At 60.3% G+C, this 22264-nt stretch carries 21 protein-coding genes; 19 read left to right on the plus strand and 2 right to left on the minus strand.

Annotation, left to right across the window (positions count from 1 at the left end; translation table 11 throughout):
- Nucleotides 1-3: 3 nt before the first annotated feature.
- The gene (locus FH061_RS00220; protein WP_151631809.1) at nt 4-1527 is read left to right on the plus strand and encodes a YifB family Mg chelatase-like AAA ATPase; all 1524 of its coding nucleotides are present in this window, start codon (nt 4-6) and stop codon (nt 1525-1527) included.
- A 51-nt stretch (nt 1528-1578) separates the two neighbouring features.
- Entirely contained in the window at nt 1579-1968 is a 390-nt protein-coding gene (gene gloA2, locus FH061_RS00225; RefSeq protein WP_151631811.1) for an SMU1112c/YaeR family gloxylase I-like metalloprotein, read from the plus strand.
- 18 nt (nt 1969-1986) lie between these two features.
- On the opposite strand, the gene FH061_RS00230 is transcribed toward gloA2, so the two are convergent.
- Nucleotides 1987-3435 (minus strand): aminotransferase-like domain-containing protein, encoded by a 1449-nt coding sequence (locus tag FH061_RS00230; protein ID WP_151631813.1) that lies wholly within the window; start codon nt 3433-3435, stop codon nt 1987-1989.
- 178 nt (nt 3436-3613) lie between these two features.
- Between FH061_RS00230 and FH061_RS00235 the strand changes: the two genes are divergently transcribed.
- The 15 genes from FH061_RS00235 (at nt 3614) to FH061_RS00305 (ending at nt 17788) form a co-directional block, all read left to right on the plus strand.
- Nucleotides 3614-3949 carry a hypothetical protein gene (locus FH061_RS00235; RefSeq protein ID WP_151631815.1) on the plus strand — a complete coding sequence of 112 codons (336 nt, stop codon included), beginning with the start codon at nt 3614-3616 and terminating at the stop codon, nt 3947-3949.
- Between the two features lie 96 nt (nt 3950-4045).
- Nucleotides 4046-4894: an AraC family transcriptional regulator gene (locus FH061_RS00240; RefSeq protein ID WP_151631817.1), complete on the plus strand. Its 849-nt coding sequence runs from the start codon at nt 4046-4048 to the stop codon at nt 4892-4894.
- Nucleotides 4895-4926: 32 nt separating this feature from the next.
- Nucleotides 4927-5898, plus strand: a complete 972-nt coding sequence (locus tag FH061_RS00245; RefSeq protein WP_151631819.1) for a DMT family transporter — start codon at nt 4927-4929, stop codon at nt 5896-5898.
- 54 nt (nt 5899-5952) lie between these two features.
- Entirely contained in the window at nt 5953-6471 is a 519-nt protein-coding gene (locus FH061_RS00250) for a hypothetical protein (protein WP_151631821.1), read from the plus strand.
- Between the two features lie 205 nt (nt 6472-6676).
- Complete coding sequence (locus FH061_RS00255) at nt 6677-7021, plus strand: DUF1840 domain-containing protein (RefSeq protein WP_151631823.1); 345 nt, start codon at nt 6677-6679, stop codon at nt 7019-7021.
- 385 nt (nt 7022-7406) lie between these two features.
- Entirely contained in the window at nt 7407-8042 is a 636-nt protein-coding gene (locus FH061_RS00260) for a LysE family translocator (protein ID WP_151632898.1), read from the plus strand.
- A gap of 109 nt (nt 8043-8151) precedes the next feature.
- The gene (rsmB, locus tag FH061_RS00265) at nt 8152-9474 is read left to right on the plus strand and encodes a 16S rRNA (cytosine(967)-C(5))-methyltransferase RsmB (protein WP_225984420.1); all 1323 of its coding nucleotides are present in this window, start codon (nt 8152-8154) and stop codon (nt 9472-9474) included.
- A 292-nt stretch (nt 9475-9766) separates the two neighbouring features.
- Complete coding sequence (locus FH061_RS00270; RefSeq protein WP_151632902.1) at nt 9767-10297, plus strand: DUF4390 domain-containing protein; 531 nt, start codon at nt 9767-9769, stop codon at nt 10295-10297.
- Between the two features lie 2 nt (nt 10298-10299).
- Nucleotides 10300-12657, plus strand: coding sequence for a sensor histidine kinase (locus tag FH061_RS00275; RefSeq protein ID WP_151631825.1), 2358 nt, complete (start codon nt 10300-10302; stop codon nt 12655-12657).
- A 54-nt stretch (nt 12658-12711) separates the two neighbouring features.
- Nucleotides 12712-13434, plus strand: coding sequence for a response regulator (locus FH061_RS00280; protein WP_151631827.1), 723 nt, complete (start codon nt 12712-12714; stop codon nt 13432-13434).
- Nucleotides 13435-13437: 3 nt separating this feature from the next.
- Nucleotides 13438-13797: a GTPase gene (locus FH061_RS00285; protein WP_151631829.1), complete on the plus strand. Its 360-nt coding sequence runs from the start codon at nt 13438-13440 to the stop codon at nt 13795-13797.
- Between the two features lie 152 nt (nt 13798-13949).
- Nucleotides 13950-14207: a BTH_I0359 family protein gene (locus FH061_RS00290; protein WP_151631831.1), complete on the plus strand. Its 258-nt coding sequence runs from the start codon at nt 13950-13952 to the stop codon at nt 14205-14207.
- 253 nt (nt 14208-14460) lie between these two features.
- Nucleotides 14461-15363: a LysR family transcriptional regulator gene (locus FH061_RS00295; protein ID WP_151631833.1), complete on the plus strand. Its 903-nt coding sequence runs from the start codon at nt 14461-14463 to the stop codon at nt 15361-15363.
- An 11-nt stretch (nt 15364-15374) separates the two neighbouring features.
- On the plus strand, nt 15375-16052 hold the full coding sequence (gene trmB / locus FH061_RS00300) for a tRNA (guanine(46)-N(7))-methyltransferase TrmB (protein ID WP_151631835.1): 678 nt from the start codon (nt 15375-15377) through the stop codon (nt 16050-16052).
- A 290-nt stretch (nt 16053-16342) separates the two neighbouring features.
- Nucleotides 16343-17788 (plus strand): sigma-54 dependent transcriptional regulator, encoded by a 1446-nt coding sequence (locus FH061_RS00305; RefSeq protein ID WP_151631837.1) that lies wholly within the window; start codon nt 16343-16345, stop codon nt 17786-17788.
- A 513-nt stretch (nt 17789-18301) separates the two neighbouring features.
- Here the strand turns inward: FH061_RS00305 and FH061_RS00310 are convergent.
- The gene (locus FH061_RS00310; RefSeq protein WP_151631839.1) at nt 18302-19321 is read right to left on the minus strand and encodes a LysR family transcriptional regulator; all 1020 of its coding nucleotides are present in this window, start codon (nt 19319-19321) and stop codon (nt 18302-18304) included.
- A 1016-nt stretch (nt 19322-20337) separates the two neighbouring features.
- On the opposite strand from FH061_RS00310, the gene FH061_RS00315 reads away from it, so the two are divergent.
- Together FH061_RS00315 and FH061_RS00320 are read left to right on the plus strand one after the other, a co-directional pair.
- Entirely contained in the window at nt 20338-21288 is a 951-nt protein-coding gene (locus tag FH061_RS00315; RefSeq protein ID WP_151631841.1) for a LysR family transcriptional regulator, read from the plus strand.
- A 104-nt stretch (nt 21289-21392) separates the two neighbouring features.
- Nucleotides 21393-22163 carry a class II glutamine amidotransferase gene (locus FH061_RS00320; RefSeq protein WP_151631844.1) on the plus strand — a complete coding sequence of 257 codons (771 nt, stop codon included), beginning with the start codon at nt 21393-21395 and terminating at the stop codon, nt 22161-22163.
- Nucleotides 22164-22264: the final 101 nt, after the last annotated feature.

A 22264-nucleotide genomic window follows, 5' to 3' on the forward strand; every position in this document is an offset into this window, starting at 1 on the left:
CCGATGACGCTTGCAGTTCTGAAAAGCCGGGCGCTGGCAGGCATGCACGCGCCCGAAGTCACGGTGGAAGTGCATCTCGCCAACGGGCTTCCGAGCTTCACCATCGTCGGCCTTCCGGAAACCGAAGTGAAGGAATCCAAGGACCGGGTACGGGCGGCATTGCAGAATGCCCGTTTCGAGTTTCCCGCCCGCCGCATCACGGTCAATCTCGCTCCCGCCGACCTGCCGAAAGAATCCGGCCGCTTCGATCTGCCAATCGCCCTCGGTATTCTTGCCGCTTCCGAACAGATGCCGGCCGATGAACTCGGCGATTATGAATTCGCCGGCGAACTGTCATTGTCCGGCGAGCTGCGCCCCATCCGCGGCGCACTTGCCATGACTTTCGCGATGCACCGTGCCGAACATGCATCGGGAAAGCGGCGCGCATTCATCCTGCCGCGCGCCAATGCCGACGAAGCGGCGCTGGTGAGCGATGCGGTCATCCACCCGGCCGACTCCCTGCTGCAGGTCTGCGCCCACTTCGCCGCAAGGGACAGCGAAGCCAGGCTTGGCCGCCATCGTGCAAAAGCCACCGAGGCGCGGCCGGTCTATCCCGACTTTTCCGATGTCAAGGGCCAGGCGCAAGCCAAGCGGGCGCTGGAGGTTGCGGCGGCCGGGGGACACAGCGTGCTGATGGTGGGGCCGCCGGGAACCGGCAAGTCGATGCTGGCGCAGCGCTTCGCCGGCATCCTGCCGCCGATGACGGACGACGAGGCGCTGGAATCGGCCGCGGTGCAATCGCTGACCAGCGGCTTTTCCATCTCCCGCTGGAAGGCGCGTCCCTTCCGCTCGCCGCATCACACCGCTTCCGGCGTGGCACTGGTGGGAGGCGGCGGCACGCCGCGCCCGGGAGAGATTTCGCTGGCGCACCGCGGCGTGCTGTTCCTCGATGAACTGCCCGAGTTCGACCGCAAGGTACTCGAAGTGCTGAGGGAGCCGCTGGAGTCCGGGCACATCACGATTTCCCGCGCGGCCCGGCAATCGGATTTTCCTGCCCGCTTCCAGCTGATCGCGGCGATGAATCCCTGCCCTTGCGGCTATCTCGGCCATGCCGCCAACCGCTGCCGCTGCACGCCCGACATGGTGGCGCGCTACCAGGACAAGATCTCCGGTCCGCTGCTCGACCGCATCGACCTGCAGATCCAGGTCGGCGCATTGCCGCACGAGGAGTTGCTGAAGAAGGCCGAAGGCGAAAGCTCGCAATCGATCGCCGAACGCGTGCAGCGCGCCAGCGAACGGCAGCTGCGGCGCCAGGGGAAGTACAACCAGGCGCTCACCACGTCGGAGATCGACGAGTACTGCAGGCCGAATGCGGAAGGAGAGCAATTGCTGCGCACCGCAATGACCAGGCTGAACTGGTCGGCGCGCGCCTATCACCGGGTGCTGAAGGTGGCGCGCACCATTGCCGACATGGCCGGCGCCGATACCATTGCGCAGCCTCATGTGGCCGAAGCGATCCAGTATCGTCGCGCGCTGCGCGAGCAATGACACCGGCGCTTCCGCGTCGCTGCTCAGGATCGGGAACCTCTTGAGTCCACCATGCTTAATCGAATTCACCATGCGGCAGTGATCTGCTCGAATTACGAAACGTCCAGGCGCTTTTATACGGAGACGCTGGGATTGCGCGTCGTCGCGGAGAATTACCGGGCCGAGCGGGCGTCTTATAAACTGGACCTGGCCTTGCCCGACGGTTCCCGGATTGAACTCTTTTCCTTTCCTCATGCGCCTGAACGCCCTTCCTATCCCGAAGCATGCGGCTTAAGGCATTTGGCCTTTGCCGTCGAGGACATTGACGCCTGCAAGCGCCATCTCGAGCAGTGCGGCATCGAGGTTGAGCCGGTTCGCGTCGATGAATACACGAAAAGAAGATTCACGTTTTTTGCCGATCCTGATGGCTTGCCGCTTGAGCTCTACGAGGTGGATTCGTAATCTCAGGCCGGGCGAAGGCTACGCCGCTTCGCGCAGCAAGCCTGTAACGATCTGTCCCAGGCTGCGCACGGCGTTGTCGACCTCCGGCGTATGCCGCGCGCCGCAGCTCAGGCGTACGAAGGCGTCGAAGCGGCCGGAGTTGGAAAACATCGCACCGGGCGCGATCAGAATGCCCTGGCGCAGCGCCGCGTCGAATACGTGCGTTGACGGCAGCCTGCCCGGCAGCTCAAGCCACAGCGTGATGCCGCCCTGCGGCACGGTAAGCCGCGTTCCTGCCGGGAAGCTGGCCGCGATGGTTTCGGCGATCCGTTCGCGCTGCGGCCGCAATGCGGCGCGCAGCCGCCGCAGGTGACGGTCGTAGTCGGGCGAGTCCAGGAATTCCGCCGCCGCAATCTGCGACCATTCCTCGTTGTCGCGGGTCTGCGCATACTTGAGCATCGCCACCCGCGCCTGCCACTTGCCCGCCACCATCCAGCCCAGGCGCATGCCGGGCGCGAGAATCTTGTGCAGCGACGCGCAATGAATCACATTGCCGCTGCGGTCCCAGGCCTTGAGCGCCTGCAGCGGCGCATCGCCGTCGGCAAGCGCGGTATACGTGTCATCCTCGATGAGTGGAATGCCATGCTGTTCGCACAGCTGCACCAGCCGCTGCTTGTCGGCGTCCGACATGATGCTGCCCAGCGGATTCTGCAGGTGCGGAACGACAACCACCGCCTTGATGTTGCCATACGCCTGAATTGCCATTTCCAACGCATCGACCGAAATGCCGCGCGTAGCGCTGGTCGGAATTTCCAGCGCACGCAATCCGAGGCTTTCCAGTATCTGCAGCAGCCCATAGAAGGTCGGGGATTCGACCGCGACCGTATCGCCGGGCTGGGTAACGGCGCGCAGCGCAAGATTCAAGGCTTCGATGCAGCCGTGGGTGATGGTGATCTCTTCCGCCGACAGCACCATGCCGCCGCCCAGTGCCCGCTTGGCGAGCGCGGCGCGGAAATAGGCATTGCCGCCCGGCGGCGTTGCGCGCACCAGCATTTCGGGATGGCGCCGCACCGCGCGGATCGCGGCATTCTTCAGTGACTCGGCCGGATAGAATTCCGGCGCCGCGCGCGCGCCGGAAAAATTGATGCGGACGGGATGGCTGCGTCCGCGCGCGATGAAGTCCGACACCCGCGCATGGATGCCGACATACTGCGCAGGGTCAGGCGGCTTCAGGATGCTGGGTTCCTCCAGCGGCAGGATGGCGGCGCGGCACGGCTGGCGCACGAAGTAGCCGGAGCGCGGCCTTGCCTCTATCCATCCTTCATTTTCCAGCACGCGGCAGGCCTGCAGCGCCGTCGACAGACTGACTTGATGCAGGCGCATCATCGCGCGCACCGAGGGCATGCGCTCGCCGCGCGGCAGCGTGCCCGCCTTGATGGCAGCGAGGTAATGATCCGCCATCTGGCGATAAAGAGGTTGGGCGTCCATGTCGCATGATGACCTGCCGGCCATGGCCTGAACAGATATAGATTTCGACAAATCGAACAATAACAGATGCCCGTCCATTGCTCTGTTGCGATACGCTCCGGCAGCGCCTGTGCCTGTTGCGCTCATGATCCGGCTCGTACGATGGAGTCAATCCAACAGCGAGCAAAGGACTGGAATCATGGAGCGCATCGCCGATCGTTTTTTCCTGCACCGCGGACAGAGCCTGCAACTGCCTGCCGGTCAGGCTTCCGCCATCATCATTGTGAGCGGCAGGCTGTCAATGATGGGGGCCCCGCAATGGCTGGGAGAAGGCATCGTGACATCGGTCATTGCACTGGAAGGGCAGGCTCATCCGGTCGAGCCTGGTGGCTGGATCCGCCTGACCGCGCTGACGCCGGCGGAGATCATCGCTGTTCCGCGCACGCGCCGCATGCCGACTTGGCATGGCCTGCAGGAACGACTGCGTCCTGTCGTGGATGTCTGGCGCCGACGTCTCCCAGGCCGTGGCGCCTGATTGACGGCACGGCTGCGGACAAAGCATTATCATCACGTGATATCGTGCTGCATTCGCATTGCATCCATGCAATGCGAATGCAGCAAGGACATCGCCATGTTTCAGCATCCTTCCGAATTCGTTACCTTCAAGGCAAGCCCGCACCTGCCCGGCGTCGAGCTCTATTCCGCGCGCCTGGTCGATCATGCATTCGCGCCGCATGTGCATGACGGTTATTCCATCGGCGCCATCGAAGCCGGCGTCGAACGATTCCGCTACCAGGGGACCGAGCATCTGGCGCCGGCCGGCACGCTGGTGCTGCTCAATCCGGATGAGATGCACACCGGCGAGGCCGAGATCGATGCCGGCTGGACTTATCAGATGCTCTACATCGAACCGGACACGCTGCGCAGCATGGCCGGCAGCGAAGCTTTCTTCCCCGACGCCGCCGTGCATGACCCGGTGCTGGCAGGCGCTTATCAGCGAATCTTCAGGCAGATGTGGACGGCATCCGACGATCTGGCCTTCCTTTCCGGCTTCACGCAACTGGTCGATGCCATCGTCGCCCGCTACGGCCGCAACGCGCGTGACATGCGGCAGGTATCGGCGCGCGGACAGCAACGCATGGCCTCGATGCAGCGCGTGCTCGACTGCATCGAGGACCGTCTGGACGAAACGCTCAGCATCGACACCCTGGCGGCGGAGGCCGGACTGTCGGTGTTCCATTTCGTGCGCAGCTTCTCGGCGGCATTTCACGTCACCCCGCACCAGTATGTGCAGGCGCGCCGCGCTGCCCGCGCCAAACATTTGCTGGCACGGCGCGTGACGCCATCGGAAGCGGCGGCAGCGGCCGGGCTCACCGACCAGAGCCATCTGAACCGCTGGTTCAAGCGCGCCTACGGCGTCACGCCCGCGCAATATCAACAGCAAATCGGTACAAGACCGCAGGGCCCGGCGCGCCGATAATCGGTGACTCCTGCCATCCTTTCCTTCGTATCATGTTCATCGGTTTACTCTGCGCGCTCGGCGCCGGCCTGATGTGGGGCCTGGTCTTCGTTGCGCCGCTGATGCTGGGCGACTATCCCGGCCTGATCCTCTCCTTCGGACGCTATCTTGGTTTCGGCCTGATCGCGCTCGTGCCCGCCTACTTCGACCGGGGACGCATCATGGCGCTGACCCGGGCCGACTGGATCGCGGCGCTCAAGCTTTCCCTGGTCGGCAACATCCTTTATTACGCCGCGCTGGCGACCGCGATCCAGCTTGCCGATGCGCCGCTGCCGGCGATGCTGATCGGCACGCTGCCGGTGATCATTTCGATCTTCTCCAACTGGGCGCCCGGCCATCCTTCGGAAGCGGTGGCATGGCGCCGCCTTGCGCCTTCGCTGGTCATCATCTTTGCCGGACTCATGCTGGTCAATGCGAGCGAACTCGCGCACCTCGACGGTAGCCGTTCGACGGCCAGCTATGCGCTGGGCTGCCTGATCGCGCTGATCGCCCTGGCCGCATGGACCTGGTATCCGATCATGAATGCGCGCCACATGAAACAACACCCTCAACTCCGTTCGTCGACATGGTCGACCGTGCAGGGACTGGCCACCTTGCCGCTCGCAGTGGCCGGTTTGATCGGCTATGGCATCTTCGATGCCGTGCAGGCCCAGGATTACGACTTTCCGCTCGGGCCGCGTCCCCTGCCCTTCATCGGCCTCATGCTGACGCTCGGCTTATGCGCCTCCTGGCTCGGCACCATGTTGTGGAACAAGGCCAGCCAGCGCCTGCCGACTTCACTGGCCGGCCAGCTGATCGTGTTCGAAACCCTGTCGGCCCTGCTGTACGCCTTCATCTGGCGCGGTGCGGCGCCGAATGCCGCGGTGCTGACCGGGATTGCCCTGCTCTGCATCGGGGTCATGCTCGGCATGCGCGCTTTCCAGCAGGCACGCAATGAAGCGGCTTCCGGGGCGGTTACGGGATAGGAACAGGCATAGGCGTAGCGGAAGCTTCAAGGCCGACCTGTTACCATGTCGGCCATGGCCTTCATTTCCCTTTCCCTCCTGCGGAAGACGCTCTTCCTTGCAAGCCTGGCATGGCTGCAGGCTTGCACGCCAACCTACAACTGGCGCGAGACGCGCGGACCGGATGCATCCTATGCGGTGCTGATGCCGGCCAAGCCGTCCTCGCATTCCCGCCCCGTCGATCTCGACGGCCTGAAGGTCACCATGACCATGACCGCTGCCGAAGTCGACGGCGTCACCTTCGCCGTCGGCACCGCGGAAGTGCCCGAAGCGGCACAGGCGGGGCCGGCGCTGGTGGCCATGAAAACCGCCATGGTGCGCAATCTCGGCGGCACGATAAAGCAGGAACGGCAACTCGCCGCACCCGCTGCTCCGGGAACGTCGGAAATCGAGGTGACGGGCCAGGGCCGCTTGATGTTGGCGCGCTTTGCCTTCCGGGATCGCCGGGTCTACCAGGCGGTCGTGGTCGGCAAGGAAAAAGAGGTATCGCGCGAAGCGGCCGATACCTTCCTTACCTCGTTCAAGCCCGGCTGATCGCCAAAGCAATGCGCATTTCCCGGCATGGTCGATGCACCGCGAAAACACGTGAAATGAACTGGGCAAGATGCCGGCAGTCTGATTTGGCAGATAGCAAAAGTAAAAACCCATGCTATGTTTTAATCATGGGAACCGCTTCGGTATCTTGCAGGCATGTCGAAACAGTGCCGGACCGGTTCCAAGAACGGACTATGGAGGTTCCATGCTGGTGAAATTCAAATCAAAGGCCGCCGCCGAAGTGCTGATGTACGAAGAGCATGCGAAGCGCATACTTGATTTGCTCCACAAGGATGTCAAGCGCGGCGTCATCACCGCCGAAGAAACGCCGCAGGCTGTCGCCAAGCTGGAGGCCGAAATCGCGGAAAGCCGCCTGCATCCGATGACGGAGGAAGTGCAGCGCGATGTTGCCGCGCATCACAATGAAAAGGGGGACGACAACGAGCATGAGCCTGTCGAGTTTGTCACCTTTGCGACACGGGCTTATCCCTTGCTCGAGATGCTGCGCGCAGCCAAGCATGAGAAGCAGGACGTCATGTGGGGCGTATAGATCGGCCGCAAGGGGTGGCCGTACGGGGGCGGCTGTAACGAAGGCGCCGCACCGCGGCAGCATGCCGCCTGCATGACAGGCTATAGCGGCCGCCTCATGCCCGATGCATCGGGGAGGCAGGCCTGCGAACATGGGCAGCCGGTCCGGGCCGCGGCCTGCTGCAGGCTTGCTACCGCCTGATGCGCTCGATGCGATGGTCCCTTACTTCCAGCCATGCGGCCGCAGTCGCCATGCCGGAGCGCACCGCCGCCCGGAGCATGAAGCCCATCCATCCCGCTGAACCCGTCTTTCCTGTAGCGGCGGCCATTGCGGCTACAATTCGTCTTTGGGCGAAGCAAACGCCTTATTTATCTGACATCTAGCGAGGCGCATCCGCATCATGGACCTGTTCGGCATCTACAACTTCAGCCTGTTTATCATGGCCGTGCTCCTGCTCAATGCGACACCCGGCCCTGACACCGCCTACATCATAGGACGCAGCATTGCACAGGGACGTACCGCCGGCATCCTGTCGGCGCTCGGGATTTCCGCCGGCTGCTGCGTCCATGCGCTGGCGTCGGCCATCGGCCTGAGCGCGGTGATCGCCGCCTCGGCCACCGCCTTTACCGTGATCAAGCTGGCCGGCGGCGCTTATCTCGTCTATCTCGGCCTGCGCATGATTTTCAGCAAATCCGCCGCCGCAACGGCCGGCGGCGCGCCGGTGGAAAACACCCGCTCATTGCGCACCATCTTCTGGCAAGCCATGCTGACGAATGTCCTCAACCCCAAGGTCGTGCTGTTTTTCCTGGCATTCATTCCGCAATTCGTGCATGCCGAATCCAGCCAGAAAACCATGGGATTCCTGCTGCTGGGGATCGTATTTACCCTGATCAGTACCGTATGGAACAGCGGCACCGCTTTCCTGGCCGGCACGCTGGCGCGCCGCGCCGGGCGCAATCCGCGCTTCAAGCTGTGGCTGGAACGCACCGTCGGCACCGCCTTCGTCGGCCTCGGCGTCAAACTGGCACTGACACGCCAGTAACATCCCCCGGCAGCCATGACGTGCCTTTGACGTTAATGAGGCAGGCCCTGGAATGCTGCGAAATTGATAAAAGCAAGCACCTTTAAACAACGCGCAGCATCTTGCGCCATTGCCCCTACAGTCCGTGTCGAAATCCATTCTTAAAAATGATTCCCTGGCCTTCAGCCTTCTGGGCGCCGCTCGCGCAGTGGCCAAGGTCAAGGCAGGAACCGCCCTGCCGCAGGCACTCGCCGCCATCTCCGGACAGCTCAATCCACCGCTGCAGGCGAGGGGCGCGATGCAGGATATCGCCTACCGCACGATGCGTCGCCTGGGCCAGGCCGAAGCATTGCTCGCCATCCTGGCTAGCAAGCCGCCCTCCCCCGCTGAATTGCACGGCCTGCTCTGCTGCTCCCTGGCCCTGATGCTGTATTCCGATGACGATGCGCCGTACGAAGACTTTACCGTGGTCGACCAGGCCGTCACCGCCGCCAGCGCCGACCCCGCCATTGCCCATGCGAAGGGCATGGTGAACGCGGTGCTGCGCCGTTTCCTGCGCGAGCGCGCCGTCCTGCTGCAACAGATCGGCAGCCAGCCCGCCGCGAAATGGAATTATCCGAACTGGTGGATCGATACGGTACGGCAAGCCCATCCTTCCCAATGGGAAGCCATTCTCGGCGCAGGCAACAGCGCGCCGCCGCTGACGCTGCGGGTCAATCGCCGCAAGACCGGCCGGGACGCTTACCTGCAGCTGCTTGCCGCGCAAGGCATGGCCGCGAGCGCGCTCGGACCTTTCGCGGTTCGGCTGGAGCGTCCCGTGCCGGTGTCGCAGATTCCCGGCTTCGCGGAGGGCATGGTATCGGTGCAGGATGCGGCCGCCCAGCTCGCTGCGCCGTTGCTGGATGTGCAGGACGGCATGCGCGTGCTTGACGCCTGCGCGGCGCCGGGAGGCAAGACCGGACACTTGCTGGAACAGGCCGACATCGACCTGCTCGCGCTCGACAGCGACGCCCTGCGCCTCAAGCGTATCGACGACAACCTGCAGCGCCTGCAGCTCAAGGCAATGCTGCGGCAAGGCGATGCCGCCGGCAGCCAATGGTGGGATGGCAAGCCATTCGACCGCATATTGGCCGATGTTCCCTGCACCGCCTCAGGCATCGTACGCCGCCACCCCGACATCCGCTGGCTGCGCCGCAAGGGCGACGCCTTGCAGCTGGCGACGCTGTCGGCGCGCATCCTGGACAATCTGTGGCGCATGCTGCGCCCCGACGGCAAGCTGCTGTTCGTGACCTGCTCGCTGTGGCCGCAGGAGTCGGAAATGCAGGCCGCGGCCTTTGCCAAGAGAAATGGCGCGTTGCGGCTGGAGGCGCCGGGACAGCTGCTCCCTGTTGCGCGGGAAGAGCAGGATCACGACGGCTTGTTCTATGCGCTATTCCAAAAGGGTGGCCTCTGATAGTATCTTTGACAAGAAATGGTCTTCGCTGGAAGGATGCATGAATACAAACAATTGCAGCTTTGGCAGCCTTGGCAGCCTTGGCGGAACAGTTCAGGCGATCCGGGAACAGGCAGGCACGGTATCCGGTAAGGGATGCCGCCGACGCGGCAGTCTTCCGGCCGTCGTTGCTACAATGCCGGACCGGTCCTGATTGTGGCTGGCATGCATTTTCCTTTCCATTTCTGACTGCGGCACGATTCGAGTGACTCATCGCTTCTTCCGATTCCTGGCCGGCTGGTTCATCGCCACAATGCTGCTGTCGCCGTTTGCATTGTCTTCCGCACATGCGGCCGAAGGCGTCGACATCACCCGCGCCAGCCTCGAAAGCACCGAAGATGGCTACCGGCTGTCGCTGGGGTTTTCCTTCGAGCTGACCCGCAGCCTGGAGGATGCGGTGACCCGCGGCATTCCGCTGTATTTCACGACCGATGTCCAGCTCACGCGGCCGCGGTGGTACTGGTTTGATGAAAAAACCATCAATGCCTCCCAGACCATCCGCATCTCCTACAATGTACTGACGCACCAGTACCATGCCTCAATCAGCGGGCTGCTGCAGCAAAGCTTCAACACGCTCGATGATGCGCTGTCGCTGGTACGGCGACCCAGCCGCTGGATCATCGCCGAGAGGGGAGCGCTCAAACCAGGCGAGGTCTACCATGTCGCGGTCCGCATGGGTCTGGATGTGGCGCGCCTGCCCAAGCCGTTTCAGGTGCATGCGCTCAACAGTTCCGACTGGCGGTTTTCGTCCGACTGGCATCAGTTCACTTTCAAGGCTGAATAAGCGTGCAGCGTTTCCTTCGATATTTCCTGGTAGTCGGCGGCGCCATCGTCAGCATCCTGCTGTTCCTGCTCGCGTCCGCCTCCGAAAATTCGGCATTCTTCGATCGCCACTATCCGGAGCTGCTGGTACTCAACGGCGTCATCGCCGTGTCGCTGCTGGCTCTGGTGGCGCTGCTGCTGCTGCGTCTGTACAAGGGATACAAGCGGCGCGAATTCGGCTCCCGCCTCATGGCCCGCCTGGTGCTGCTGTTTGCGGTCATCGGCATCCTGCCCGGCGCGGTGATCTATACGGTGTCGGTGCAGTTCGTGTCGCGTTCCATCGAATCCTGGTTCGACGTGCGGGTGGAATCGGCGCTGGAAGCCGGCCTGACGCTGGGCCGCACCGCCCTCGATGCCTCGCTCACCGACCTGCATGCCAAGGCGCGCAGCATGGCGCTGGAACTGTCCGAGATGACGGAAGCAACCCAGGTGACCCAATTGTCGAGACTGCGTGACCAAAGTCAAACGCAGGAAGCAACCATCGTCACCTCCAGCGGTCAAATCGTCGCGACTGTCGGCGGACGTCTCGGCGTCCTCATTCCGGACCTGCCCACTGCCGCGATGCTGCGCCAGGCGCGCATGACACGGGGCTATACCGCCATTGAAGGCGGTCCCGAGCTACACGAATCCACGGTCAAGGAAAATCAAAGCGGCAATGCACAACAACAGGACGCAACATCGAATGCTGCCAGCGCTGCCGGCGATCTGCGCTTACGCGTGGTAGTCGCCCTGCCTTCCGCCGGCGACGGCCTGAGCCTGCAGTCGGAATCGCGCTACCTGCAATTGCTGCAACCCGCGCCTTCGCACCTGGCAACCAATGCCGAAGCCCTGCGCGCGGCCTACAGCGAATACCAGGAGCGCTCGCTTGCCCGAACCGGCCTGCGCAAGATTTATATCGTCACGCTGACACTCACCCTGCTTCTCGCCATCTTCGGCGCTATCGCGGCAGCCTTCCTTATCGCCGGCGACCTTGCCCAGCCCTTGCTGGTTCTGGCCGAAGGCACCAAGGCGGTTGCCGAAGGCAATCTGTCGCCGCGTCCCATCGTGGCCACCTCCGATGAACTCGGGACCCTGACGCAATCGTTCAATACGATGACGCGCCAGCTGTCGGAAGCGCGCGCATCGGTCGAGCGCAATCGCGCGGCGCTGGAGAACGCGAAGGCCTACCTGGAGTCGGTACTGGCCAACATGTCGGCGGGCGTGATGGTGCTCGACGGACAATTCAGGCTCGTCACCTGCAACGAGTCGGTCGAACGCATCCTGCACCAGGATTTCAATGCGCATATCGGCAAGCCGCTGTCGGCGATAGATGGTCTCGAACCCATGGCCAATGCGATTACCAAGGCATTCTCGGAGCGGCGCGCCCAGTTGGCGGGGGCCGCCGAACATGACGGCGAACTGCATTGGCAAAAACAGATCGAAGTGCCGCGCCGCACCGGCACCTCGGAAGCGGACAACGACATCACGCTGCTGGCACGCGGCTCCTACCTGCCGATTACCGGCGGCAAGGGTTATATCGTCGTCTTTGACGACATCTCGGAAGTGATCTCCGCACAGCGCTCGATTGCCTGGGGTGAGGTCGCGCGCCGCCTGGCGCATGAAATCAAGAATCCGCTGACGCCGATCCAGCTTTCGGCCGAGCGCCTGCAGATGAAACTCGAGTCCAAGCTTGCCGAAACCGATGCCGCGATGCTGACGAGAAGCACCGCCACCATCGTCAACCAGGTTTCGGCCATGAAACGCATGGTCGACGACTTCCGGGATTATGCCAAGACGCCGCCGGCCGTGCTGTCGCCGCTCAACCTGAATGCACTGGTCGAGGAAATTCTGCATCTTTACATGAATGGCGATGAACGCGATGTGATCCACGCTTCGCTGGCGTCCGACTTGCCGAACGTCATGGGCGACGAGACCCAGTTGCGCCAGATCATTCACAACCTGCTGCAGAATGCGCAGGATGCCATCGCCGATCGCGGACCAACGTCCGAGCCCGCGCGCATCGAAGTCGTCACCGAAACCGTTCACTATGAAGGGTCGGATGGCGGCTCGCAAATGGCGGTACGCATATCGGTTACCGATAACGGCCCCGGTTTTTCCGCGAAGATCATTTCGCGCGCTTTCGAACCGTACGTAACCTCCAAGGCACGCGGCACCGGACTCGGCCTGGCGATGGTGAAGAAGATCGTCGATGAACACGGCGGAAAAATTGACATCAAAAACCGAACAAGCGGAAATGGTGCAAAAGTGTCAATTTTGCTGTTAAAGTTAGCCCCGAGTTCAGACGGTGTTATTGCAAGCTTGCAGGCTGGAACGGCAGCATGAGTCGCCATGCGGGCCACAATACTCGGCGACAATGTAAGTAGATAAGGTAAGCATATGGCAAATATTCTGGTGGTCGATGATGAAATGGGCATCCGGGAATTGCTCTCGGAAATCCTTGGCGACGAAGGTCATGTCGTCACTACGGCAGAAAACGCGCAGCAGGCGCGCGAAGCACGGGCGCAGGCAACCCCGGATCTGGTCCTGCTCGATATCTGGATGCCTGATACGGACGGCGTGACTTTGCTCAAGGAATGGCAGCGTGACGGCATGCTGACCATGCCCGTCATCATGATGTCGGGGCACGCCACAATTGATACTGCCGTTGAGGCAACGCGGATAGGCGCTCTGAATTTTCTTGAGAAGCCCATCGCTTTGCAAAAATTACTGAAAGCGGTACAACAAGGGCTGACACGCACCCCGGAAACCATCCGGCCCGCCGCACCGGTCTACCAGCCGCGGCCGGTATTGGCGCCGACGGAAGAAGTTGCGGTAGTGACACCCTATGCGCAAGCCATGTCCGCAGGCGTCGCCACCGCCGCGCCCCTGGCCCAGCCTGCGCCGCCGGTGGAAACACCGCTATTCGGCGTCTCGTTCGACATGCCGCTGCGCGAAGCCCGCGACGCATTCGAGCGCGCCTACTTCGAGCACCATCTGGTTCGCGAAGGCGGCAGCATGACCCGTGTTGCAGAAAAGACAGGCCTGGAACGTACCCATCTTTACCGCAAGCTCAAGCAGCTGGGTGTCGAACCGAGCAAGGCGGCAAGAAAAGGACAATAAAGGGTGATTGCCACTACCCTTGTCACCGGATCGACACCCGCCCGGCGTGAAGCCGCCATCGCGCAGGCACTCGACAACTCGTCCGATGTTGCGGTCATTCTTGAAGGGCTTCCGGACGGCTTGCAGCCGCTCGAAGACCTCCGCCACCTATCCGGTCTGCAGGTCGCCCGGATCGCGCCGGGCTGCCTTTGCTGCACCGGCAACCTCACCATGCGTGTCACCCTCAATCGCATGCTGCGTCGCCACCCTGGCCGGCTATATATCGGACTGTCGACCGCCGATCACCTCGCCCGGATCCGCGAGTTCCTGGAGCAGCCGCCTTATTCGTCGCTCATGGTGTTGACCCACGACATGACTGCATGAAAATCTTACCTGCACCAGCACCGCGAAATTTACCGATCTCACGTCTGGCGCAAACTCCTTGATGGGATGGCTTGAAAAGAAGTGGGGTGGCCCCATTTTTGCATCGTAGGGTACTGGGTCACCAGAATAATTCCCCTAACAAGGAGCGCAACATGAACTTAATCTACAACAGCGAGCAGTATAGCGTCGTGGAGTTTGGTGCTGACGACGGCCGGGAGGCCTTGCGCTTTGGCGGATATGAGATTATGGACAAATCCGGCAAACGCGAGATCTTCATCGGCGGAACGCTGGCAAGATCATTCCGCGAAGAAGTGGAAAACCTTATTGCAACCGAACCGAGCGTTGAAGAAATCGACGACTTCCTCGGTAAATACGATGAACTGATGCGTCAACCTGTGACCCTGCATTAAGCAGGACGATGGCATGCCATGAAATGCTCGCATTCATGGCATGCCATTGACATCACGGATGCCAAGGCCATTGTCATGGATAGGCATCATCACCTGTCGTTGATCCGATCTCTACCCTGTGCCTGAATGCTGCCGTATGGCATGATGACGGCATTGCAAACGACACCCTTCCAGATCAAGACCTGCCCTACCGCACATTCTGCGGTGCGGCTTTCTGTTGCCTGATCGATGGGGCGTCATTTTTGAGTCGGGAATGGATCAGCTCAGCGAATTGAAGGCATTCTGTCGCGTGGTGGAAGCCGGCAGCTTCTCGGCTGCGGCAGCGGCGGTCAATGTGTCGCATACGGTGGTGTCGAGACAAGTACGGCAACTGGAAAACCGGCTGGGCGTGCAGCTGCTCAACCGCACCACGCGCAAGCTTGCATTGACCGAACCAGGACGCAGCTATTATGAGCGCGCGCGCCGCATCCTGGACGATCTGCAGGATGCCGACCTGGCCATGGCGCAGCACCATTCCACGCCCGCCGGGCGACTGCGGATCAACGCACCCATGGCATTCGGCACACTCGATCTCGCCCTGTGGCTGCCGCGCTTCCTGGATCGCTATCCCGAGCTTCAGGTTGAACTTGTCTGCAACGACCGCCATGTCGATCTCATTGAAGACGGCTTCGATGTAGGCCTTCGGCTGGCCCGCGACATGCCTGATTCCACGCTGGTTGCCAGAAAGCTGGCGACCATGACGACCCTGCTGGTCGCGTCGCCCTCGTACCTGCAGCGGCACGGGACGCCTGTGGTTCCCGCCGATCTCGCACGGCATAACTGCCTGACCTACACTATCGTACCGCGGCCCCAGGAATGGACATTCGTCATGCCCGATGGCGACCTGCACAGCGTCACCGTGCGTGGCAGCCTGCAGGCAAACACCGGCGTGGCGCTGCGGCAGGCGGCTCTGGGCGGCATAGGGATTGCGACCACCGCTTCTTTCATTGTGCAGAACGATCTTGCGCAGGAAAGCCTGATACCGGTGCTGCCCGGCTATCCGATGCGATCGCGCAGCCTTTATGCGGTCTACCCGCAAAGCCATCATCTGCCTGCCAAGGTACGGGCATTCGTCGAATTTGCTGCCGATATCTATCGCCAGCCCGCCTGGAGTTAACTCGTCTACACATGTTCGCCAATTCCAGCCCCATCAGCAGTGCGCAAACCGCCATACACGAGCAACTGCTTGGGCTCGTCGACAGGCATGCGCGAACACAGTTTCTCAAGCCCATCCTCAACTACAATCGTGAGGCCTTCGAGCTTAGTCTTTCAGCCTGGAAGGAGGCCGGCGAAGCACCGCTCATACTTGATGCTGGATGCGGAGTCGGCCTTTCGACGCTGCACCTGGCGGCTCGCTATCCTGACCATTTCGTGATCGGCGTCGATCAATCGGCCGACCGGCTTGCGCGCATGACCGCATGGCAGGGCGACATGCCCTCCAACCAAATCCGGGTGCGCGCCGATCTCATCGACTACTGGCGCCTGATGGTCATGTCAGGCGTACGACCTGCTCGGCACTATATTCTCTACCCCAATCCCTGGCCGAAGATCGGGCATATTGCCCGGCGCTGGCATGGCCACGCGGTGTTTCCCGCAGTGGCGGCGCTCGGCGGCGAGCTGGAATGCCGAAGCAACTGGCGAATCTATATCGAGGAATTCGCCGCCGCACTCAATCGACTGACAGGGTATTCGATTGCCTGCGAAGCTTTCGAACCACAGCATCCGATTACACCATTCGAGCAAAAATACCTGATGTCCGGACACCGCTTATGGCGTTGCCGCGCATCGATTCCTTCGACGACGTGATGTCGTCGACTACGCACCGAAAGGGAGGATCAAGCTCTTTTAACATTGCTTTGACAGAAAGCAAACGGGTATCCGGTTCTGTGGAAATCCCCTATTTATGGCATTGTTCGGCCTGGTAAAAGGCGCTAAGCTCGACCGATAAAAGCTTTATAGACTCTTTGCCAACGACAATCGTCGAGGCCTTCCCTGAAATTGTTTGCTGCGCGGCTGCACGCGAGCGTGCATGACGTGTAAAACGTTTCTGCGCTGGTCAGACGCCTCGACAAGCATCGACAAGAAGGTATTGTGAAATGCTTTATGCGTCCACTTCTGCACCCACGGCCCAACCTGTGCTCGTACTGCGACTGACCGGCCGCAATGGACAGCCATGCTATTACACTGAAACCCTTCGAAAGCAAGGGCTCAACCTGGTTGAGTGCTTCGACTTCGATGCGGCACAGGATGCCATGACAGCCGGATGCCGTGTCGGCCTCCTCATCCTTAATCAGGAAAGCGACCTGCACTATCTCGACAAGTGCGAACCCTTCGTCAGCAACAACCGCATCACCTGGGTGGCACTGGTTGCCCAGGGCCTGATTTCGCAGCCGCGCATGCGCAGTTTCATTGGTGAGCATCTGTTCAATTTCATCACGCTGCCGGCCCAGCTCGATCATATCGTGCTGACGCTGCGCCACGCCTGGGGCATGGCTTACCTGCGCGATGTCAGCCAGGAAGCGCTCTCTCCGCCGCAGCTCGTCGCCGACGGCGAGTTTGCGATGGTAGGAAAGACACCGCAGATGCTGCAACTGTTCAGCCAGTTGCAGAAGGTTGCCCGTACTGATGCTTCCGTCCTGATCACCGGCCCGTCCGGCACCGGCAAGGAACTGGCGGCCTTATCGATACATCGCCAGTCGGCACGCAAGAATGCGCCCTTCGTCGCAGTCAATTGCGGCGCCATCGCACCGCAGTTATTCCAGTCCGAACTGTTCGGATATGAGAAAGGCGCCTTCACCGGCGCCGGCCAGCGCAAGATCGGGCGTATCGAAGCGGCTCAGGGCGGCACCCTCTTCCTCGATGAGATTGGCGATATGCCGTTCGACATGCAGGTCAACCTGCTGCGCTTCCTGCAGGAAAAGACGATAGAACGCGTCGGCGGCACCGAGAGCCTGGAGATCGATGTGCGCGTCATTGCGGCAACCCATGTCGATTTGAGCGAAGCCGTACGGCAGGGACGTTTCCGCGAAGACCTTTACTACCGCATCAATGTGGTCTGCATCTCGATGCCGCAATTGGCGGATCGCGGCCAGGACATTGAAGACATCGCGAAATACTATTTCAAGAAGTTCGCCGTCATGCACAACCGCAGCCTGCGCGGATTTTCCAAAGCGGCCATGAACTCCATGCTCAGCCATAGCTGGCCAGGCAACGTGCGAGAACTGGTCAACCGGGTCCAGCGCGCCACCGTCATGGCTGAAGGCCGCTTCATACAGCCTGAAGACCTCGGTTTCGAACGCGGCACGGAACAAACGCCGCTCATGTCGCTGGAAGATGCACGGGCCGCAGCGGAACGCACAATGATACGGCGCGCACTCTCGCAGTCGCGCAACCAGATATCGCGCGCCGCGACACTGCTTGGTGTTTCGCGAGTGACGCTTTACCGGCTGATTGAGAAATACAATATTCGTCCGGAAGTCATGTCGACGGCCAGGCCGCCCTATGCTGGCGGACCAAAACACGACATCGAACTTCACAAATAAAAACATTGGGGGTGCTGCAAGCCTTGTTCGGCTCGCAGCATGCGTATCTGCAAAGTGAATTGCAAGTGGATAACCGCCAATGCGCGATGAGGTTTCCGTCTCACGGGAGCGAACACCCGCAACTCCCTTCCAACATGCATGGTGCGCCGGCGACGAAGTATCTCCACATCGGCTCAGAAGCACATAGACACGGCCTCGTAACAAACTGATACCAATCCCAAGTCAAACCATGCCATGAAATCGATGGATTTTTTTGACCGGCAAGGCATGACGGCGAAGACTGTGCAGACGTATGGCAAGGAGGTACAACGCGCCAAGCGGCATGTTGATAGACGCTCCTATGCAGATCATCGCGCTGCGATGCGGAGCTTGCAAGATGCTATTTTCGACCGGACAGCTTGCCACTGAACGAGCGGTGCCAGCCTGAATGAGGTCGCTCCGTGACGGAAGTGTCTCAGTCACGAAGCGTGGAGCTTCACGCCGTCAACTTGACGCGTGAGGCAGGACAATAAACTACATGGTGGTACTTCCTGGCGGGGCATGAGTACCGCCGCTGGCCTGACCTTCGGCTGCCAGCCCGCGCAGTACTTCGGCCAATCTTCCTGCCGCCGCCGTAGAAGCCCATGGTCGCCCATGGATCAGATACAGCATGGTTTTGTAGGTGCGCTTGTCACCGAGCGGCAATCGTACAAGCGTGCCTTCATCCAGCCACCTGCGAATGCGATGCTCGGGAAGCCATGCGTATCCCAGCTTTTCCGTTACCGCCTGGACGACGGTGTCCAGACTGCTCATGGCCCATCTCCGCGTCGGCTTGGATGCGCCCGCTCCTCGGTCGCGTTCGAACGCATGGCCGATACCGACATGCACGTGGTGGGCGAGATCGGCGGCGGTGACATCACGGCCGAGGCGAAGAAGGGGATGATCCGGATGGGCGACTGGCAGATGCTCGACCTCAACCAGCGGTTCGCCCAAAAATCCCAGCGGGACGCGTTCGCTGATGGCGAGATCGACGTTCAGATCGCGCAGTACATCTTCCGCCTGCAGCGTATCGACCTCGCTGAGCTTGACATGGCTGGCGGCACGCCCGATTTTGGAAAAGTCGCTGAGGGCGCGCATCAGGAGATGCGGCGGAAAATTATGATCCACTACCAGCCGCACTTCACCGCCATAACCCTGCCCGAGATTTTTGGCGAAGTTCTCCAGTTCGATAGCCTCCTTCAGCACATGGCGGGAACGATCCAGCAGCGCCCGCCCCTCCGGCGTCAGGTTTGCCTTACGGCCTTCAATGCGCAATAACGAGGTACCCAGCTGCTCCTGCAGCTTGGACACGGTATAGCTGATGGTGGACTGACTCAGATGCAGGGACTTGGCAGCCTCGGCGAAACCTCCGCAATCAATTACTGCGTGAAAGATGCGCCACTGCTTCAAGCTGACGTAGATGTTATGAATATCATGTGGCCGTGAACGGAAGGTTGCCCGCGGTGCTTCCAGCCGCGCCGGCTGACTTAAGGGCTGAGTTCTCAATTGCGTCATCTATTTCATCCTTTATCTTTCGACGAATCGTGAGTAGTGCTGGCCTATGCAAAGCTATCCGGGTCTACCAATACCTCACTCAGGCAGGCCCCTTGGCTTGCCGTGATGTAGCAATTCCCAAGCCTGCATGGCAACCCATTGATTTATCAGAGTTAATTTGAGCCGGCACAGAAAGCTTGTCCAGATGTGTAACACTTCGACTTATCGAAAGTAGTTGAAGCTGAATGCCGCTTCATGAAATGAATCCTTGCAGCGATAAGTCCATCCTTCATGTTGCGGCGTGGAAGCAAATGGCATGTATGTCGGGAAATGTTTACCCGGATCACATGGAAAATACCGGCCAACCTGCACCACAAACAAAAAATATGTCAGCGTAATCAAACTACATCTGAGCGGCTTTTCTTGCTTCGTTCTCAACGTACATTCTTATGCGCGTTAGGGTGCCCGTCCGAATGTGTAAAGACAGTTTGATGACTTGCAGGCTACCGCGTGCCAGCAGCTGGTTGACTCATCGTGAAGAATATAAACGCCCCTCATGGGACAAAGCCGATTGAAGCCGGGAAACGCATGACTGGCTGGGTGGGGATAAAAAGCCCGCCACTACGACTTGCAGCATGTAGTGACGGGAACCGGAGAGTGAAAGCGGCGCGGGTACGGCAAGAGTAAGGGAGACCGACTTGCAATGGCACTGTCGAAGATGAACGCGTTGCAGTGGCCCGCCTGCCTGAAGCTTGCGCACACTTTTGCAAGACCTATGCCGGATCACACAAGGCCTTGATTTCCTTGGTCTATTTCTTGGAATCGGAAAAAACGGCGGCGGATCCGGTCCATTGATGTATAGCCGCGAAACAGACGACAGCAATCATGGGAGGACGCATGGCAACCACATTTTCCTTAGCATGCGCTTCCTTCATGAAGTACAACTAAAGCGAGTCCCGTCTTTCATTTGCGCCTTGCGCAAAAAAACCTAATAATTTCCTTCTACTGTTTAATGATGAGAAATAATAGGAGCCGGGATGGATCGCTTGCAGTCAATGCGCGTATTCGCAAAAGTCGTGGAACAAGGTGGCTTTGCGCGCGCCGCGCAAGCACTGGATTTATCCAATGCGGTCGTGACGAGGCATGTGGCCGATCTTGAAGAGCATCTTGGCACAAGGCTGCTGAATCGCACGACACGCAAACTTTCGCTAACGGAAACCGGGCATGCCTACCTCGAACGCGTGCTCCAGATCCTCCAGGAAATTGAAGATGCGGAAGCCATCGCATCCGCACAGTCTAAGAAGCCGAGTGGCGTTTTGCGCATTTATTCCCATCTGGGATTCGGGCAACAACAACTTGCGCATCTGCTACCGGCGTTTGCTAGCCAGTTTCCCGACGTGACGCTTGATGTAACACTTTCGGACAAGACGGTCGACTTGGTGGAAGACCGCTTCGATGTCGGCATCTTCATTGATTTCCAGAAATTCGACTCCAGCATGATCGCGCGGCAATTGGCGGTGTCCGAAGCCTTGCTCTGTGCTTCACCCGATTACGTGAGACGCCATGGCGCGCCTGAGGAGCTCGACGACATCTCGCGTCATTCCTGCCTGAATTTTTCCTATGAACAATTGCGCCACCATTGGCCGGTGAAGGGCGCGGACGGCAGCACCATCAATATTCCTGTCACCGGCAAGGTGGTATCCAACAACGGCGACCTGCTGCGGCAGTGCGCACTTGCAGGAATGGGCATTACGATCCGGCCCTCGTTCGCCCTCGGTGACGATCTTGCCGCAGGACGTCTGGTGAGATTGCTGCCCGATCATCACCTTGGCCAGTTGCCGGTCATGCTGGTCTATCCGAGCAGGCGGCTGCTGTCGGCAAAAGTGCGCAGCTTCGTCGATTTCATGGCGCGCCAGTTTCCCCGTCCGGAGGACGATCCGTGGCAGTCGCGCGCGATGCAGGGGGACACGCGGACAGCGGCAGGTTGACATCCGCTTTCCGGAATCTCCACCCGCCTGCCGTTGTCATGAACATGGTATGTTGTTACGACCCTGATTGACCGATCAACCATTCCATTCATCTCGTTTATTTCATGTGCCAGCTTCTTGGAATGAACTGCAATGTGCCGACCGACATTGTGTTCAGCTTTACCGGTTTTGCAACGCGGGGCGGCCGCACCGATGTCCATCACGACGGTTGGGGTATTGCTTTCTTTGAAGGCGCCGGGGTCCGCCATTTCGTTGACCATGAGGCGGCAATCGCTTCCCCGGTCGCAGACCTGATCAAGCGCTGGCCGATCAAGTCTAAGAACGTGATCGCGCACATACGCAAGGCAACACAAGGCAGGATCGCCCTGGAAAATTGCCATCCTTTCGTGCGGGAATTATGGGGACGCTATTGGGTTTTTGCCCATAACGGTGATCTCAAAAACTTTGCGCCGGAGCTCAACGGCGCCTTCCGGCCGGTGGGTAATACCGATAGCGAGATGGCGTTTTGCTATCTGCTGCAGGAAATGCGGCGGCGTTTCGGCGGGACACCTCCTGCGCTTCCCGAACTGGCTGCCGCCCTGCGCGAACTGACCGGCGAAATCGCTTCGCATGGCGCTTTCAACATGATGCTGTCCGACGGTTCGGCCCTGTTCGCGCATTGCTCGACCAATCTGCATTACATCGTACGCAAGTATCCGTTCGCCACCGCCAAGCTGTCCGACGAGGACATGAGCGTCGATTTTTCGCAAGTCACCACACCCAGCGACCGTGTCGCCGTCATCGTGACGGCGCCCCTCACCGACAATGAGACGTGGACGCAATTCCAGCAAGGGGAGATGATCGTCTTTATCGAGGGTGAACCTGTTGCACTGTAAGTAGTCCTGATTCGCCAGTGCTGACATGAAACGTGCGGTGCACAATCGAAAGTTGCACCTTGGCAATTAAAAATAGGCTAAAGTGTCAACAAAGAATCGAA

It is taken from the genome of Noviherbaspirillum aerium (assembly GCF_008929045.1).
In the GTDB taxonomy this organism is placed as follows: domain Bacteria; phylum Pseudomonadota; class Gammaproteobacteria; order Burkholderiales; family Burkholderiaceae_D; genus Noviherbaspirillum; species Noviherbaspirillum aerium.